Source organism: Bacillus sp. 1780r2a1, from assembly GCA_024134725.1.
Classification (GTDB): Bacteria; Bacillota; Bacilli; order Bacillales; family Bacillaceae_H; genus Priestia; species Priestia aryabhattai_A.
On record CP099863.1, the window covers coordinates 2,409,894 to 2,430,812 of the forward strand.

Below are 20,919 nucleotides of genomic sequence, written 5' to 3' on the forward strand. Positions count from 1 at the left end.
GTATCTTCACCTCGTTTTTAATAGTCTTACTATCTTATAGATTGATGTAAAAAACGTTCCCATAAAAAACCCCCTTTTGGGTGAGGCCACTCCAAAAGGGGGTTTAGTATTCTTTACAAAATAATTGAACACCTAAAACTTATACCACGCTGAACAATAAAGATGATGGTTGCTTCCGATGTTATACCCGCACTATTCGTCACGCTCACCACAACGTAATCTCTTCCGACGAAATTTGAATTTGGCGTATACGTAATTACGCCGGTCACGGGATCGATAAATGCTACACCGTTTTGTGGTAAAGTTGTAATTCTATAGACAAGCGGTAACCCTTGTGGATCTCGTGCCACGATTTGGGCTTGAATCGTTTCATTCACGTTTAGCGTAAACGTTTGATCTTCAATAATTGGTGCGTCTGGCTGATTTTCACCTACTGTAATTGTTGCAATGGCAGTAGCCGCTGCTCCCGTATCGTCCGTTACGAGCACAGAAAAAGTATCAGTTCCAACAAAATTTGGATTCGGGGTATAGATAAACTGTCCATCAGCCCGAAGCGTGACTTGACCGTTTGTTGGCGCTGTTCGAATTGTATAGATGAGCGGACGCCCTTGCGTATCACTTGCTGTAAATAAGCCGCTTACAGGTGTTCCTGACGTTATTTGTAGCGTGACATCATTTGCTGTGATAATATTTGCTGGTTGTGTCACTTCTATGGTGACAACAGAAAACGCTTCTTGCCCTAAATCATTGCGAACCACAACAACGAATTGATCGCTTCCAACAAAGCCAAGGTTTGGTGTATACGTGTACGCACCGCTAGTTGTCACAACAACTGTCCCTGACTTTGGCGGCGTGGCTAATGCGTAAATGAGTGGTCGACCTTGCGAGTCACTTGCTATGATTTGCCCTTGAAGCACTTGACCTGCGACAACTGTGACGTTTTGATTATCAGCTGTTAATTCACTTGCAACACTAGTAATGACCACAGAGACAACCGTCGTGACTGAGTCACCTAAATCATTGCGGATAATTACCGTAAAGCTATCAATTCCTGCAAAGTTTGGATTTGGCGTGTACGTAAACGTACCGTCCAGATTAAATACAAGCGTTCCATTTGCTGGTCCGATGCTGACAGCGTACGTTAACGGTCGACCCAGCGCATCAGTTGCCACCACTTGACCGCTAACCGGCTGGTTTTGCTGTCCAGAAACTGTAAGTGGCTCTACTGTGATTTCACTTTGAAGTTCTTCTACAACAACTCTTACTACTCCTGAAGATGAGTCTCCTCGATCATTTTGCACAAACACCGTAAACGAATCCGTTCCGAAGAACTGGGGATTTGGCGTGTACGTAAACGTGCCGTCTGGATTAACCACAACCGTCCCGTTCTCTGGCATAGATCCTTGGGAGTAACGAAGCGGTCTGCCTTGAGAATCACTCGCTAATACAATACCTTGAACACTTTGATTTTGGACCGTTTGAATGGTTGTATCTGGAACGATAATTGTGCTTGCTGGATTATCCACAACGACTGTTACTTGGGATATGGCTTGATCTCCCTGGTCATTTACAACGAGTACACTAAACTGATCTTGGCCGCTAAACCCTGCACTTGGCGTATAGAGAATGGACCCATCTGGATTGACTACTGCTGTTCCATATAAAGGACTTATATTGAGTGAGTACACAAGCGGTCTGCCCAGCTGATCTCTTGCAATTATTTGACCTGTTGCAGGCTGGTTACTGACTGTTCGAATGACGAGATTCTCTGCAACAACCTGATTTGGAAACGGCGTTACCACAACGGCAATCGTAGTAGTTGCGTTTAACCCCTGTGGATTTTCTACCAGTACGCTGAACGCATCGTTGCCAACAAATCCCGCGTTTGGCGTATATGTGAACGTACCATCTTGATTTAACACCACAGCTCCATTGATTGCTCCGCTTCCAAGTAGCGTATACGTGAGCGGTTGCCCGTTTGGATCGGTTGCAATGACCTCACCCGATACAGGCTGACCTTCAATGGTTTGAATCGTTTGATCCGTAACAATTGGCTGATCGTTAACAGGACCTTGAACGACAACTACAACCGTTGAGGATGCTGTATTTCCTTCTGTATCTGTAATAAGCACCCTAAACTGATCTAAGCCAAAGAACCCAGCAGTCGGTTGGTACGTAAACGTGCCATCCAGATTAACAATGACACTGCCATTTTGTGGTGGAACTTGCAGCGTGTATAGCAAAGAAAGACCTGTTGTGCTAAATGCCATCACTTGCCCATCCACAGGCATATTAAATTCACCAGAAACCTCAGAATCCATCGTTAGAATTGCACTTGAAGATGCCAAAATTGTGACAATAACAGTTCCAACTCCTTGGGTACCGTTACTATCAGTTACGATGACGTCAAATATATCTTCTCCAACAAAGTCTGGATTCGGCGTATACGTAAACGTGCCATCTTGGTTAATAACGGCTGTGCCATTAAATGGTGGTACACCAAGCTGATAAGAAACAATATTGCCTTCTGGATCATCAACGGATATTTCTCCTTCTACCGGCTGGTTGACAAAAGTAATAACATTCGCTCCTAATACTGTAAAAGGAGGGTTATGTGGTGGAGTAATTGTAACATTTACGGTGCCAAACCCTTGCCCTCCCCGCGTATCTTCTACTACTACAGAGAAATTGTCACTTCCTACATAGCCAATGTTTGGGGTGTACGTGAATATTCCGTTACTGTTCACCACAACGCTACCATATAACGGTGCCAAATTTAACCTAAAGCGAATTGGGTCTCCGTCTGGATCCGCTCCAATTAATTGCCCGGTTGCTGGCGTTCCTTGCTGCGTTACAATGGACAAGTCATTTACAGTTGGAGGACGATTTGTACTGATAACATTGACGGTTGCTGCTGAGTTAGCGACGCCTCCTGCTGTATCTTGAAGCTCAATAATAAACGAGTCTACGCCGACAAAGCCTGGATTTGGCGTGTACGTGTACGCGCCTGTTACACTATCTACTGTCACCGTTCCGTTAAATGGCGGTCCTGATACGGAATACGTAATCGGGTTTCCATCCGGATCAAACCCTGGCGTTTGCCCGCTTATCGGCGTATTTTCAAGCGTATCAATGGTAAAATCATTTGTGATTGGCGCACGGTTGACCGGTGTTACCGTCACATTAACAATGGATGTTGCCGTTAGTCCAGATGTATCTTCTAAACTAACAGTGAATAAGTCGCTTCCTACATAATCAGTGTTTGGCGTATAAATAAAGTGTCCATCTGGACTAACCGTCACCACACCATTTTGGGCAGGCTGCCCTAGGCTATACGTTATCGGGTCTCCGTTCGGATCGATGCCAACAACTCTTCCCGTTACGCTTTGATTTTGCAGAGTGGTTATTGAGTAATTTGGCACAACCGGCGGCTGTTCAACAGGTGTAACCATTACAAGTACAGTCGTGATAACAAAGTTTCCACCTTCATCTGTAATTCGCACGGTAAACGTATCTCCACCTGTAAAATTCTCATTTGGTGTATACGTAAACACTCCGTTATTATCAATGGTGACCGTCCCGTTAAGCGGTGCATCTTCAATTGCATACGTCAGTGGCAACCCCTCTGGATCTATCGCCACGATTTGACTGGTAATCGGCGTTTCTTCCGGCGTAGAAATCATGATTTCATTTGGCGCAATTGGCGGATCGTCTACGGGTGTGACCGTAACCGTAATGATTGATAAAGCTGTACCTCCCTGCCCATCACTAACCGTTACGCCAAAGGTATCTTCGCCAACGAAATTAAGATTAGGAGTATACGTAAAGCTTCCATCAGGGTTCACAGTCGCTACCCCATTGCTGCCCTGATAAGCTAATGAATAGATAAGGGGATTTCCATCTACATCCGTGGCAAACACTTGATTGATAAGAATCGTATCTTCTAAAATTGTATATTGATAGTTTGGTACAACGGGTGGGTCGTTTACCGGTACTACGGTCACAAGAATGTTAACAATGATAAAACTTCCCGCCGTATCGGTTACGCGAATCGTAAACGTATCTGGTCCATTGTAGTTAAGGTTTGGTGTATAGAGAAACGAACCTTGCTGATCGACCACTGCCGTTCCGTTTATCGGCGCGTCTTCAAGCGTATAGATTAACGGATCTCCATCTGGATCCACGGCGTTTACAGCACTTGTAATCGCCGTATCTTCATTGGTTACAATCTCAATTTCATTTGGCGCAATTGGTGGATCATTTACTGGTAATACGGTTATGGTAATCGTTGAAACCGCCTGCCCTCCATTAGGGTCAGTCACCAGCACAAAGAAATTATCCGTTCCGGTAAAGTTTGCGTTTGGCGTGTACGTATACGTCCCGTCTGGATTCACGACGGCTGTTCCGTTCACCGGTGGAGAAAGCAAGCTATACGATAGCGGATCCCCGTCTACATCCGTACCAACCACTCGGTTTGCTAATACGGTATCTTCATTAATACTAAACTGGTAATCTGGAACAGTTGGCACGTCGTTCACTGGATTTACAATAACCTGTACGTTCACAATGATAAACGCTCCGCTTGTGTCCGTAACGCGAACGGTAAACGTATCTGTTCCGGTAAAGTTTGGATTTGGTGTATAGAGAAACGAACCTTGCTGCTCTACCTCTACTGTTCCGTTTATAGGTAAATCTTCCAACGTATAAACTAGCGGATTTCCATCTGGATCAGTTGCGTTTATAACGCCCCCTACCGCTGTGTCTTCATTCGTTGTAACGGTAATTAAGTTCGGTGCAATTGGCGGGTCATTGACCGGGAGAACCGTAATAACAATTTCCGAGATAGCCGTGCCGCCGTTTGGATCCTGTACGTTTACAAAGAAATTATCTTGCCCGTTAAAGTCTGGGTTTGGTGTATACGTAAACGTCCCGTCTGGATTGACAACTACCGTGCCATTAGCTGGTGGAGAAGCCAGTGAATAGATAAGCGCATCTCCGTCTGCATCCGTTCCAATAACTACGCTATTCAAGACGGTATCTTCTAGAATTGTATACGCATAGTTCGGAACGGTTGGCGGGTCGTTCACTGGAATAACATTAATTAAGACTGTTGTAATAATAAATGCTCCTTGCGGATCGCTGACTCGAATAGTAAAGGTATCAAATCCATTGTAATTAAGGTTAGGCGTATAGGTAAACGTTCCGTTGGCATTTACTACAACTACGCCGTTGGTTGGTGCATTTTCAAGCGTATACGTTAGGGGCTCGCCTTCAGGATCAATTGCTACAACTTGACTTGTTACAGCTGTGTCTTCATTGGTCGTTAAGTTAAGGTTAAGTGGTCCAACCGGTCGATCATTAATCGGTAGAACCGTCACCGTAATAGTAGATGCAGCTGTGCCTCCTTGACCATCATTTACAAGCACTGTAAACGTATCAATACCATTAAAGTTTTCACTTGGCGTATACGTGTAAACACCGTTGGCATTTACTACAACCACGCCATTTGTTGGTGCAATAAGAAGTGAATAAGTTAGAGGATTTCCGTCTACGTCCGTTGCAATAACTGCAGACGTAATAGCCGTATCTTCATTTGTTATAATTTGATAGTTTGGTACGACTGGCGGATCATTCACCGGCGTAACCGTAATCACTTGGGAAGACGTTGCGTTTCCACCAGCATTATCAGTTACAAAGACAGTAAAGGAATCCGTTCCATTAAAGTTTTGGCTCGGCGTATACGTATAAGCGCCCGTTGCGCTATTCAACACAACTGTGCCGAATTTCGGTAGATCTTGTAGTGTATAAACTAGTGGATTTCCAAATACATTTGTGGCTACCACTTGACCTTGCACAGGAATATCTTCTGGTGTTGTCAACTGCGCGTCTTGAGCCGTTGTGTTTCCATTTGTCGCTAAAACGGTAACTGTTACTGTTGAAAGGGCTGTCGCTCCTTCTGAATCTGTGACGAGTACCGTGAATACATCTCCACCGATATATCCCGGATTTGGCGTATACGTAAACGTGCCATCAGGATTTAATAAGACTGTGCCGTTTGTTGGTAGCTGGTTTACCGTATACGTTAACGCATTTCCTTCTGGGTCTAAGGCTGGTATGGTACTAAAAATCGGTATATTAACCGTTGTTGTAATACTTTCGTCTTGAACGATAGGTGAGTCATTCACCGGTACTATTGTAATAAATACAGTAGATATAGCTGTACCACCTTGATCATCGGCTACTAAAACACTAAATACATCCGTACCGTTATAATTTAAATTCGGCGTATACGTAAACGTACCATCTAAGTTCACAACTACTATTCCGTTTATTGGAGGGTTTTCTAAGGTAAATGTAATTGGATCTCCAGAAGGGTCGGTTGCTGGAATTTGACTGGATAATGAAGTGTCTTCATTAATTGTAAAAGTTAAATCTGCAGTAACAGGTGGATCATTCACTGAAATGACGTTAATTGTTACTGTGGAAACCGCTGTGCCTCCTTGCCCATCACTTACTAGTACGGTAAATACGTCAAGTCCAAAGAAATCTAAGGTTGGCGTATACGTAAACGTCCCGTCGGCATTCACAACAGCTACTCCATTGGTCGCTTGCGTTTGCAGCGTATACGTCAACGGATTTCCATCTACATCTGTTCCTACTACAGCACCCAGCAAAGGTACATCTTCTAGTGTTGAAAACGTATAATTAGGAACGGTCGGTGGGTCGTTGACCGGGACAATCGTAATATTTACGGTCGAGACTGCTGTGCCTCCTTGCCCATCACTGACCAATATCGTAAAGCGATCTGTTCCATTATAGTTTGCATTTGGCGTATACGTAAATGTTCCATCCGTATTTACTACCGCTACTCCATTTGCAGGAGAATTTTGCAGCGTATAGGTTAGGGGATTGCCGTCTGGATCAAATGCCACAACTTGATTAGATATCTCCGTGTCTTCTGCAATGGTAAAAAACAAATCAGATGTAACAGGCGGATCATTGACTGGCAGCACGTTAATGGTCACTGTTGAAACTGCCGTACCTCCTACACCATCACTCACTAAAATTGTAAAGGCATCCGTGCCATTAAAATTCAGGTTCGGCGTATACGTAAACGTCCCATCGACATTCACAACAGCGACCCCGTTTGTTGCTTGTGTCTGCAGCGCATAGGTTAGAGGGTTACCGTCTGCATCGGTTGCCACAACGCTTGCAATAACCGCTGCGTCCTCTTGAGTTGAAAACGTATAGTTTGGTATAACTGGTGGATCATTCACTGGCGTAATGGTAATAAAAATGCTAGAAACGGCTGTGCCTCCTTGACCATCGCTCACTAGCACTGTAAATACATCTGTTCCGTTGTAATTTAAGTTCGGCGTATACGTAAATGTTCCGTCCACATTGACAACTGCCGTGCCATTTACCGGTGCGTTTTGCAAGCTAAACGTCAGTGGATTACCGTCTACATCCGTTGCTGTTACTTGCCCTGCTAGTGAATTATCCTCAGGAATAGTGAAAAATAAATCTCCTGTTAGCGGTGGATCATTCACTGGTAACACATTAATTGTGACGGTCGAGACCGCTGTTCCTCCTTGACCATCGCTCACCAATACTGTAAACACGTCTGTTCCATTAAAATTTAAGTTTGGCGTATACGTAAACGTTCCATTTGCATTCACAATTGCCGTTCCGTTAGTTCCTTGGGTTTGAAGTGTGTATGTTAATGGATTGCCGTCTATATCGTTCCCAACAATCGTTCCAACAACGATGGCATCCTCTTGTGTAGAAAATGTATAGTTTGGAACGGTTGGTGGATCATTTACCGGAATTACATTAATAGTAACGGTTGAAACGGCTGTGCCTCCTTGGCCATCGCTCACCAACACTGTAAACACGTCTGTTCCATTAAAGTTCAAATTTGGCGTATACGTAAACGTTCCATCTGCATTCACAACTGCCGTTCCGTTAGCAGGCGTATTTTGTAAAGAAAATGTGAGCGGATCTCCATCAGGATCTGTAGCCGTCACGCGATTTGATAACGTAGTATCTTCATTGATTGTAAATGCTAAATCCCCTGTAACTGGTGGATCATTCACGGGTAAAACGTTAATGGTAACGGTTGAAACGGCTGTGCCTCCTTGGTCGTCGCTCACCAACACTGTAAAGACATCTGTACCGTTAAAGTTAAGGTTTGGCGTGTACGTAAACATCCCGTCTATATTTACTACCGCTACTCCATTTACAGGAGAATTTTGCAGTTGATACGTGAGCGGATTTTGATCAGAATCAACCGCTACAATTGCTCCCACTATTTCCGAATCTTCTTGAATGGTAAACGTATAATTCGGAACAACAGGAGGATCATTTACAGGAATAACCGTTATCGTAACGACAGAAACGGCCGTGCCTCCTTGACCGTCGCTCACTAACACTGCAAACTGATCGGTTCCGTTGAAATTTAAGTTTGGGGTGTACGTATACGTGCCATCAGCGTTTACAACGACAGCACCATTTGTTGGTTCAGTTTGCAAGCTAAACGTCAGTGGATTCCCGTCTACATCTGTCGCAAAAATTTGTCCTGTAAGAGGCGTATCCTCCAGCGTTTGAAGAAAATAGTTTTGTGTAACCGGTGCGTCGTTGACAGGTGTAATAATGAGCGTAACTGTTGAAACGGCTGTGCCTCCTTGGCCATCGCTTACAATAACAGTAAAACTATCGGTTCCGTTAAAGTTCAAGTTAGGGGTATAAACAAATTCACCGTTAGGATTGACCGTTACCGTTCCGTTTACAGGGGCTGTGCCCAACTGATAGGTTAGCGGATTGCCATCAACGTCTGATCCAACCACTTGACCAATAGCTGGTACGTCCTCAGGGTTTGTAACGGTATAGTTAGGCACAGTTGGAGGAGTATTAATAGCAGTGACGCTGTTAATAGCAGAAGCTGCAGACCCTGTCACTGTATTCCCAGGAGTGCTTTGGAACTGATAATGAACAAATAATTGATTTGACAGCTGGCTAACGTTTGTTAATGGACCCGTAACATTAACTTGATACGTTAACGTTACGGTCTGGTTAACCGCAATTGTACCAAGAGAAATCCCCGCTTGGATATCTATATTTGTCTGCTGCACTCCATTTACAAACAAACTGTTAGGAACAAAATCTGTGGCATCAGACAATGCATCCGTTGCAACAACAAGATTAGCTGCTGCTGTTCCTGTATTTTGAATTGCAACGGTATACGTAACAAGATCCCCTGTTCTCGCTGACGATACGTTAGCCGTTTTGTTAATAGTAAATACAGGAGCATTGATATCGATTTGAAGTCCTAACGAGTTAATAACGTAGGTATCTCCACTCGTGCTACCTCTCACCGTTGCAGTTGATTGATTGTTTTGCAGTCTTGCTGATACATCAATATTAGTAATATCCCACCCTTGACGTGCACCTGAAATATTAGTGCCAAGAGGGTGATTTACATTCCCAAATGTCCCCGACGTATCAAGCGTACCTGCGTCATTGTTAATTTGAGATGCAAAGAAGTTTGTGAGCGGATTGTTCGGACCTGATACTGCTTGAAGCGTAGAAATAGTGGGACCAAACAATAGTTGATCCCCTGTTATAACCGAATCGCCTTCAATGGAACTGACTAGTAATCTACCGTTTACTGTTCCTGTTACGGGTGTTCCAAACCCTGAAACCGTTGCAGTTGTGCTACCAGTTCCACTTGTTAATTCAGCTCCAACAAAAAGGGACAAGTTACGAGATCGCTGCAGCGGATCTTCATATACGACGGCTAACGTCCACCCCGCTGAGTTTATCGTATTCTCTAAATTCCCCTGCGTACCAGGAACGCCAAGTGCCGTATACGTACCGGGTCCTGTTACAAGGTTTGTTACATTGGCGCTTCTTACATAAAATAGATTAGGAGATGTGGTTAACGTTGAACGAGTAGCTGTATCAGGAGAAATTGTGAAGTTCCCTGAAGGTGTGCGGAACGTAATGGAATTATTAATAAAGGCACTCACATTCTCATCGTTGGAAGTATATAAACCTCCCCAAATTAACTCTGCATATAAAACTTTCGTCGTTGTAGTCGGTAATCGTAATACCGCACTTGAAGCATTTTGTCGCCAATCGGCGGTGGTACCAAGCGGGTATGACCCATCAACAGAGTTAGGATTAACGCTAAAGAAAGTTCCGATTGAATGGGCAGTTCCTGGGGCATTCACGTTATTTTGCTTACTGAGACCAAAAGTATTTCCTGTAAAAGTAATTGCCCCGTTTGCATTCCCTAAAAATCGATTAATATATGGCACAGTATTCTCACCTCATTTTTGTAACGTATTTAATAGTTTATAAATTTATTCAAAAAGTGTTCTTATTAAATAAAAGCGTGCAACATTGCTATTACATATTGTATTAACTGTTTTCAGTACTACTTTCAATACTTTTTTTAGATTTCATCTTGCTATTATCTAGATAAGCCTAATACAATACGCTTTCACACTTTCTAGAGTAGCTTAGCCACTCATGTTTCTTCTTTTAAAAAAGCCTCTCTTAGACAAGAAGCTATCTAAAAGAGGCTTTTGGGAGTTTTTAGAAAATGATGGAACATCTAAAACTTATGCCGCGCTGAACAATAAATGTAATAGTAGCTGTTGAGGTTAGACCTGCACTGTTTGTTACGCTTACTACTACAGAGTCTGTGCCGACAAAGTTTGGGTTCGGTGTATACGTAATTACACCAGTTTCCGGATCAATAAAGGCTACTCCATTTTGCGGCGGAGTGACAATTCTATAAACAAGCGGCAACCCTTGTGGATCTCGTGCGACGACTTGAGCTTGAATCGTTTCATTCACATTTAGCGTAAACGTTTGATCTTCAATAATTGGTGCATTCGGCTGAACAGCTCCGACAGTAATTGTTGCAATTGCCGTAGCTGCTGCTCCCGTATCATCAATTATCAGTACTGAGAATGAATCAGTTCCTACAAAGTTTCCATTTGGCGTATAGACAAATTGACCATTCGCACCTAACGTCACTCGACCGTTCGTTGGTGCCGTGCGAAGCGTAAACGTTAACGGACGTCCTTGCGTATCGCTCGCTGTAAACAAGCCGTTTACAGGTGTTCCTGACGTTGTTTGTAGCGTGATATTATTTGCTGTAATAACGTTTGCTGCTGGGGTAACTTCGACAGTCACAACAGAAAATGCTTGTTGCCCTAAATCATTGCGAACAACAACGATAAACTGGTCCGTTCCCACAAATCCAAGGTTTGGCGTATACGTGTACGCACCGCTAGCAGTTATAACAACCGTCCCTGAAGTCGGAGAAGTTGCTAAAGCATAAGTCAATGGTCGACCTTGCGAGTCACTTGCTACGATTTGGCCTTGAAGTACTTGACCTGCGACAACTGTTACGCTTTGGTCTTGTGCTGTGACTTGACTTCCAGTACTAGCAATGACGACAGAGACAACCGTCGTGACTGAGTCACCTAAATCATTGCGAACAATTACCGTAAAGCTATCAATTCCTGCAAAGTCTGGATTTGGCGTATACGTAAACGTTCCGTCCGGGTTAAATACAAGCGTTCCGTTTGCTGGTCCGATGCTGACAGCGTACGTTAACGGACGACCAAGTGCATCGGTTGCCACTACCTGGCCGCTAACCGGCTGATTTTGCTGTCCAGACACTGTGAGTGGCTGCACGGTAATGGTGTCTTGAAGCTGCGAAACAACAACTCGAACGACACCAGTTGCTGAATCTCCTCTGTCATTTTGCACAAATACCGTAAACGAATCTGTTCCAAAGAACTGTGGAGCTGGCGTATACGTAAACGTTCCGTCTGCATTTACTACAACCGTGCCATTTGCTGGCGCTGACCCTTGAGAATAGCGAAGCGGACGATTTTGAGAATCAGTTGCTAGTACGACCCCTTGCACACTTTGGTTTTGCACCGTTTGAATCGTTGTATCTGGAACGGTAATTGTGCTTGCTGGGTTATCGACAACAACCGTGACTTGAGATATGGCTTGATCTCCCTGGTCGTTTACAACGAGTACACTAAACTGATCTTGACCGCTAAACCCAGCGTTTGGTGTATAAACAACAGTTCCATCGGAATTAACTACCGCTGTTCCGTATAGTGGATTCGTATTTAACGAATAGGTTAATGGTCTGCCCAGCTGATCTCTTGCTACAATTTGCCCCGTTGCTGGCTGACCAAGTACTGTTCGAATTGTAAGGTTTTCTGCAACAACTTCATTTGGAAACGGCGTAACTACAACGGCAATGGTAGTAGTTGCATTAAGACCTTGTGGATTTTGTACAAGTATACTAAACGCATCGTTGCCAACAAAACCTGGATTTGGTGTATATGTGAACGTACCATCTGGATTTAGTACCACAACTCCATTCACAGCTCCGCTGCCAAGTAGCGTATACGTTAACGGCTGCCCGGTTGGATCGATAGCAATAACGGCTCCTGCTACGGGCTGACCTTCAATCGTTTGAATCGTTTGGTCCGTCACTATTGGTTGCTGAGCGACTGGGCCTTGAACGAAAGCAACGACATTTGCAACTTGTGCATTGCCCTGTGTGTCAGTAACAAGTACTGAAAATTGATCCGAACCGAAAAATCCAGTTGTTGGTGAATAAACATACGTCCCATCTGGGTTGACCGTTACCGTACCGTTTTGAGGCGGCGTTTGGAGCGTATACAGTAGCGGAAGCCCCGTCGTACTTGTCGCCATAACTTGCCCGTCTATCGGTGTATTAAACTCAAGAGAAATTTCAGAATCCATAACTACGATTATGCTTGAAGACGGCAATACGTTAATAATAACTGTACCTAACCCTTGGATACCATTACCATCCGTAACAATGACGTCAAAGAAATCTTCCCCAACAAAATTTTGATTTGGCGTATACGTAAACGTCCCGTCTTGATTAAGAATAGCCGTTCCGTTTTGAGGCTGGGCACTAATTTGATAAGATACAATATTGCCTTCAGGATCATCAACAGCAACTAATCCGTTAACTGGTTGATTAATAAGGGTTGTCACTTCCGCACCAAGTACCGTAAAAGGTTGAGGAGCTGGGTTAATGGTGACCGTTACTGTTCCAAAGCCTTGCCCTCCTCGCGTGTCTTCTACAATAACTGAGAAGTTATCGTTGCCAACATATCCAATATTCGGCGTATACGTAAATGTCCCGTCACTATTGATTACTACCGTTCCATTTAAAGGTGCCAAGTTTAATCTAAAGCGAATCGGGTCTCCGTCCGGGTCCGTTCCAATCAATTGCCCTGTTGCCGGTAATCCTTGCTGCGTTGCAATGGACAAATCGTTTACAGTTGGCGGAAGGTTCGTGCTAATAACAGTGACCGTTCCAAGAGACTGAGCCACTCCGCCTGCACTATCTCGAAGCTCAATTGTAAACGAATCAACACCTACAAATCCTGGATTTGGTGTATACGTATACGCACCTGTCACGCTATCCACTGTCACTGTTCCGTTAAATGGCGGTCCTGATACGGAATACGTGATTGGGTTTCCATCAGGATCAAACCCTGGCGTTTGCCCGTTTATCGGCGTATTTTCAAGCGTATCAATGGTAAAATCATTTGTGATTGGCGCACGGTTGACCGGCGTCACCGTCACATTAACAATGGATGTTGCCGTTAGTCCGGATGTATCTTCTAAAACAACAGTGAACAAATCGCTTCCTACATAATCAGTGTTTGGCGTATAAATGAAGTTTCCATCTGGACTAACCGTCACCACACCATTTTGGGCAGGCTGCCCTAGGCTATACGTAATCGGGTCTCCGTTCGGATCGATTCCAACAACTGTGCCAGTTACACTTTGATTTTGCAGAGTGGTTATTGAGTAGTTTGGCACAACCGGCGGCTGTTCAACAGGTGTTACCATAACTAGCACGGTCGTAATAACAAAATTCCCGCCTGCATCTGTAATTCGAACGGTAAACGTATCTCCACCCGTGAAATTCTCATTCGGGGTATAAGTGAACACGCCATTATTATCAATGATAACCGTTCCGTTAATCGGTGCGTCTTCAATCGCATACGTTAACGGTAATCCTTCTGGGTCTATTGCGACAATTTGAGTTGTAACAGGCGTTTCTTCCGGTGTAGAAATCATGATTTCATTTGGCGCAATCGGCGGATCATCTACCGGTGTAACCGTAATGGTAACGATTGATAAAGCTGTACCTCCTTGCCCGTCACTAACTGTTACGCCAAAGTTATCTTCACCAACAAAGTTAGGGTTAGGAATATAGGTGAAGCTTCCATCAGGGTTCACAGTCGCTATTCCATTGCTACCTTGATAAGCTAGCGAATACGTTAGCGGATCTCCATCCACATCTGTGGCAAACACTTGGTTGATAAGAATCGTATCTTCTAAAATCGTATACTGATAGTTTGGTACAATCGGTGGATCGTTTACTGGCACAACCGTGACGTTAACATTTACAATAATAAAGTTTCCAGCCGTATCGGTCACTCGGATTGTAAATGTGTCTGGTCCATTGTAGTTAAGGTTTGGTGTATAGAGAAACGAACCTTGCGGATCAACCACAGCTGTTCCGTTTATTGGTGCATTTTCAAGCGTATAGATTAACGGATCTCCATCTGGATCCACGGCGTTTACAGCACTTGTAATCGCCGTATCTTCATTGGTTACAATCTCAATTACATTTGGCGCAATCGGTGGATCGTTCACTGGTACGACGGTTATTGTGAGCGTTGATACCGCCTGCCCTCCGTTTGGATCACTTACAAGTACAAAAAAGTTATCCGTTCCGTTAAAGTTTGCGTTTGGCGTATAGGTGTACGTGCCATCTGGATTAACCACGGCTGTTCCGTTCACCGGCGGCGAAAATAAGCTATACGTTAACGGGTCCCCGTCTACATCCGTACCAACCACTCGATTGGATAATACGGTATCTTCGTTAATAGTAAACTGGTAATCTGGAACCGTTGGCACATCGTTTACTGGATTTACAATAACCTGTACGTTCACAATGATAAACGCTCCGCTTGTATCCGTAACGCGAACGGTAAACGTGTCCGTTCCGTTAAAATTCAGATTTGGGGTATAGACAAACGATCCCTGTGGGTCAACTACCACGGTTCCATTTATAGGGGTGTCTTCAAGCGTATACGTCAATGGATCTCCGTCTGGGTCAATTGCGTTGATGGTTCCCCCTACCGCTGTATCTTCGTTCGTTGTAACGGTAATTAAGTTCGGTGCAATTGGCGGGTCATTGACCGGGACAACCGTAATAATAATTTCTGAGATAGCCGTGCCGCCGTTTGGATCCTGTACGTTTACAAAGAAATTATCTTGCCCGTTAAAGTCTGGGCTTGGCGTATACGTAAACGTTCCGTCTGGATTGACAACTACCGTGCCATTAGCTGGCGGAGAAGCTAATGAATAGGTAAGCGCATCTCCGTCTGCATCCGTTCCAATAACTACGCTATTCAAGACGGTATCTTCTAGAATTGTATACGCATAGTTGGGAACGGTTGGCGGGTCGTTCACTGGAATAACGGTAACCATTACATTTGTAATAATGAACGCACCGGACGGGTCACTAATTCGAACCGTAAATGAATCCATGCCGTTATAGTTAAGATTTGGCGTATACGTATAAGTTCCATCTGGGTTGACAACTGCTGTGCCGTTTGTTGGTGCATTTTCAAGAGTGTAGGTTAATACATCTCCATCTGGATCTGTTGCAATAATTTGGCCAATTAGCGTGGTGTCTTCGAGCGTTGTAACAAAGATTTCATTTGGTCCAACCGGCGGATCATTCACCGGGACGACTGTAACTGTAATGATTGATGTTGCCGTTCCTCCTTGGCCATCATCAACGAGAACCGTAAACTGATCTGTTCCATTAAAGTTTGGGTTTGGTGTATACGTATAGGTGCCATTCGTATTTACCAAAGCTACTCCGTTTGTTGGCGCAACAAGAAGTGAGTACGTGAGTGGGTTACCGTCTACATCCGTTGCAATAACTACTGAAGCAATAGGCGTATCTTCAAGCGTTGTAATCTGATAGTTTGGTACGACTGGCGGATCATTCACCGGCGTAACCGTAATCACTTGGGAAGACGTTGCGTTTCCACCAGCATTATCAGTTACAAAGACAGTAAAGGAATCCATTCCATTAAAGTTTTGGTTCGGCGTGTAAGTGTACACGCCTGTCGCGCTGTCTAAGATAACCGTTCCAAAAGCAGGTGGATCTTGTAGTGTGTAAACTAGTGGATTTGCAAGTACATTTGTGGCTACCACTTGACCTTGCACAGGAATATCTTCTGGTGTTGTCAACTGCGCGTCTTGAGCCGTTGTATTTCCGTTCGTTGCTAACACAGTAACCGTTATTGTTGAAAGGGCTGTCGCTCCTTCTGAATCCGTGACAAGCACCGTGAATACATCCCCACCGATATATCCCGGGTTTGGCGTATACGTAAACGTTCCATCGGGGTTTAGTACGACTGTGCCATTTGTTGGTGGTTGGCTAACCGTATACGTTAACGCATTTCCTTCTGGGTCTGAAGCTGGTACACTGCTTAAAATTGGAATGTTAACGGTTGTTGTAATTGTTCGGTCCTGAACAACCGGGGGGTCATTTACTGGTACAATTGTAATAAAAATGTTCGAAACCGCAGTTCCGCCTTGACCGTCTGATACAAGAACACTAAAGGTATCTGTTCCATTGTAATTAAGGTTTGGCGTATACGTAAACGTCCCGTCTGCGTTGACAATCGCTGTTCCATTTATAGGTGCGTTTAACAAGCTAAAGGTTAACGGGTCCCCCTCTGGGTCAGTGGCAGGTACTTGATTTGAAAGAACGGTATCTTCATTGATTGTAAACGTTAAATCAGCTGTCACCGGTGGATCGTTTACCGGTTGAACATTAATTGTGACCGTAGAGACGGCCGTGCCTCCTTGACCATCGCTCACCAGTACTGTAAACACATCTGTTCCATTAAAATTTAAGTTTGGCGTATACGTAAACGTCCCGTCTGCGTTGACAACCGCTACTCCGTTTGCCGCTTGCGTTTGCAGCGTATAGGTTAAAGGATTACCATCTACGTCAAAGCCTACGATAGCACCCGTTACTGATGAATCTTCCTGTGTTGAGAACGTATAGTTTGGAACCGTTGGCGGATCGTTCACTGGCACGATTGTAATATTAACAGTCGAAACAGCGGTGCCTCCCTGACCGTCACTTACTAAGACGGTAAAACGATCCGTGCCGTTATAGTTCGGGTTTGGCGTATACGTAAACGTCCCGTCCGCGTTGACAACAGCTGTTCCATTTAATGCTGGATTTTGCAACGCATAGGTTAACGGGTCTCCATCCACATCAAAAGCTACGACTTGGCTGGATATTCCTGTGTCTTCTGCAATGGTAAAAAACAAATCCGATGTAACAGGAGGGTCATTGACTGGCAGCACGTTAATGGTTACTGTCGAAACAGCGGTGCCCCCTTGACCATCACTCACCAAAATTGTAAAGACATCCGTTCCGTTAAAATTCGGGTTTGGCGTATACGTAAACGTTCCATCCGCGTTGACAACCGCTACCCCGTTTGTTGCTTGCGTCTGCAACGTATAGGTAAGTGGATCTCCATCTACATCAATTGCCACAACGTTAGCAATTACCGGTCCGTCTTCTTGCGTCGTAAACGTGTAGTTCGGGATGACTGGGCCATCGTTTACCGGAGTAATGGTAATAAAAACGGTCGAAACCGCGGTGCCTCCTTGACCATCGCTCACCAAAACTGTAAATTGGTCGCTACCATTGTAATTTAAGTTCGGCGTATACGTAAACGTTCCATCTGCGTTGACAAGTACCGTGCCGTTTACCGGCGCATTTTGTAAACTAAACGTCAGTGGATCACCGTCTACATCTGTTGCCGTTACTTGCCCTGCTAGTGAATTATCCTCAGGAATAGTGAAAAATAAGTCTCCTGTTAGCGGTGGATCATTGACTGGCAACACATTAATTGTGACGGTCGAAACCGCCGTGCCTCCCTGCCCGTCGCTTACTAGAACCGTAAACACGTCGGTTCCATTAAAATTTAAGTTTGGCGTATACGTAAACGTTCCATTTGCATTCACAATTGCCGTTCCGTTAGTTCCTTGGGTTTGAAGTGTATATGTTAACGGATTTCCGTCTACATCATTTCCTACAATCGTTCCTACAACCGACGCATCTTCCTGCGTTGAAAACGTATAGTTTGGAACCGTTGGTGGATCGTTTACAGGTAGAACTGTAATTGTCACTGTAGAGACCGCCGTGCCTCCCTGCCCGTCGCTTACTAGAACCGTAAACACGTCGGTTCCATTAAAATTCAAATTTGGCGTATACGTAAACGTTCCATCTGCGTTGACAAGTACCGTCCCATTTGTTGGTGCATTTTGCAGGGCAAACGTTAAAGGGTCTCCATCAGGATCAGTAGCCGTCACACGATTTGATAACGTAGTATCTTCATTGATTGTAAATGCTAAATTCCCTGTAACTGGTGGATCATTCACGGGTAAAACGTTAATGGTAACAGTGGAAACGGCTGTGCCTCCTTGACCATCACTTACTAATACCGTAAACGCATCTGTCCCGTTAAAATTAAGGTTTGGCGTATACGTAAATGTTCCATCTGGATTAACAACCGCCACGCCGTTTGCAGGCGCACTTTGGAGCTGATACGTCAGCGGATCTTGATCCGAGTCAACTGCGACAACTGCTCCTATTACTGCTGAATCTTCTTGTGTGGTAAACGTATAGTTTGGAACAACCGGTGGATCATTTACAGGAATAACTGTAACTGTAACTACTGAAACAGCGGTGCCTCCCTGACCGTCGCTTACTAAGATTGCAAATTGATCCGTTCCGTTAAAGTTTGCATTGGGTGTATACGTATAAGTACCATCACCGTTAAGTGTAACTACACCATTTGCTGGTGCTGTTTGCAAACTGAATGTCAGCGGGTCCCCGTCTACATCCGTCGCAAAAATTTGGCCGTTAAGCGGCGTGTCCTCTAGCGTTTGAACAAAATAGTTTTGCGTAACAGGCGTATCGTTAACAGGTGTAATAATAAGCGTAACTGTTGAAACAGCTGTGCCTCCTTGACCGTCGCTCACAATGACAGTAAAGCTATCCGTTCCGTTAAAATTTGTGTTTGGCGTATAGACAAACTGACCGTTAGGGTTAACCGTTACCGTTCCGTTTACAGGGGCTGTGCCCAACTGATAGGTTAGCGGATTGCCATCAACGTCTGATCCAACCACTTGACCAATAGCTGGCGTATCTTCTGGACTTGTTACCGTATAATCAGGTACCGTTGGCGGAGTGTTAACAGCCGTCACGTTGTTTATTGCTGAAGCAGATGACCCTGTCAACGTATTGCCTGGTGTACTTTCAAACTGATATTCAATAAATACTTGGTTTGAAAGTTGAGAAACATTCGTTAACGGTCCTGCTACTCGAACTTGATAGATTAACGTAATCGTTTGGTTAATACCTACTGTACCAAGAGCGATTCCACTTTGAATACTTGTATTAGGCTGTTGTACTCCATTTACAAACAAGCTATTCGGTACAAAGTTTGTTGCATTAGATAGTGCATCCGTTGCAATCACCAAGTTAGCGGCTGCCGTTCCCGTATTCTGAATGGTAACAGTATACGTAACAAGATCTCCAGTTCTGGCTGACGACACGTTAGCTGTTTTATTAATGGTAAACACAGGAGCATTGATATTGACTTGAAGCCCTAGCGTATTGACAACATACGTATCTCCATTTGTGCTCCCTCGCAACGCTGCAGTTGATTGATTATTTTGCAGCCATGGTGATACGTCAATGTTTGTAATATCCCATCCTTGACGAGCTCCTGAAATGTTGGTGCCAAGAGGATGATTCACATTTCCAAACGTTCCGGCTGTATCAAGCGTACCGGCATCATTGTTAATTTGGGATGCAAAGAAGTTCGTAATCGGATTGTTTGGGCCTGACACTGCCTGAAGCGTTGTCGGAGTTGGGCCGAATAAAAATTGATCACCTGTTAAAACTGAATCTCCTTCAATAGAACTGACTAGCAGTCTACCATTCACTGTTCCAGTTACGGGTGTGCCAAAACCAGAGACCGTTGCAGTTGACGTTCCAGCACTACTCGTTAATTCAGCGCCAACGAAAAGAGACAAGTTACGAGACCTTTGTAGCGGATCTTCATATACAACGGCTAACGTCCAACCCGCTGAGTTTAGCGTGTTATCTAAATTCCCCTGCGTACCAGGAACGCCAAGTGCCGTATAAGTACCAGCTCCCGTAATTAAATTTGTTACGTTTGCACTTCTTACATAAAAGAAGTTTGGGGAAGTAGTTAATGTTGAACGTGTTGCTGTATCAGGAGCAATGGTAAAACTGCCTGATGGTGTACGAAACGTAATAGAGTTATTTATGAATGCACTCACATTCTCATCTGTTGAAGTATACAATCCTCCCCAAATCAACTCTGCGTATAAAACTCTCGTTGTTGTAGCAGGCAGTCGTAATACCGCACTTGAAGCATTTTGTCGCCAATCAGCAGTCGTACCAAGTGGATACGAACCGTCAACGGAACTTGCGTTTGCGCTAAAAAAAGTTCCAATGGCGTGAGCAGTCCCAGGTGCATTAGCATTAGTTTGTTTACTAAGACCAAATGTATTTCCTGTAAAAGTAATTGCCCCGTTTGCATTAGTTAAGAAACGGTTAATATATGGCACAGTCTTTTCACCTCATTTTTTCGATATACTTTACAGTTTATTATGTCTCTTCAATAAATGTTCCTAAGTGTATACAACACACTTATACATAACTCTATGTAGGACGAGATTGTTGAT

2 protein-coding genes are annotated in these 20,919 nt (G+C 44.2%); both read right to left on the minus strand.

Annotation, left to right across the window (positions count from 1 at the left end; genetic code table 11):
- Positions 1–113: 113 nt before the first annotated feature.
- Positions 114–10,319 carry an Ig-like domain-containing protein gene (locus NIZ91_12190; protein USY53517.1) on the minus strand — a complete coding sequence of 3,402 codons (10,206 nt, stop codon included), beginning with the start codon at positions 10,317–10,319 and terminating at the stop codon, positions 114–116.
- A gap of 280 nt (positions 10,320–10,599) precedes the next feature.
- Positions 10,600–20,802: an Ig-like domain-containing protein gene (locus NIZ91_12195; protein ID USY53518.1), complete on the minus strand. Its 10,203-nt coding sequence runs from the start codon at positions 20,800–20,802 to the stop codon at positions 10,600–10,602.
- Positions 20,803–20,919 lie beyond the last annotated feature (117 nt).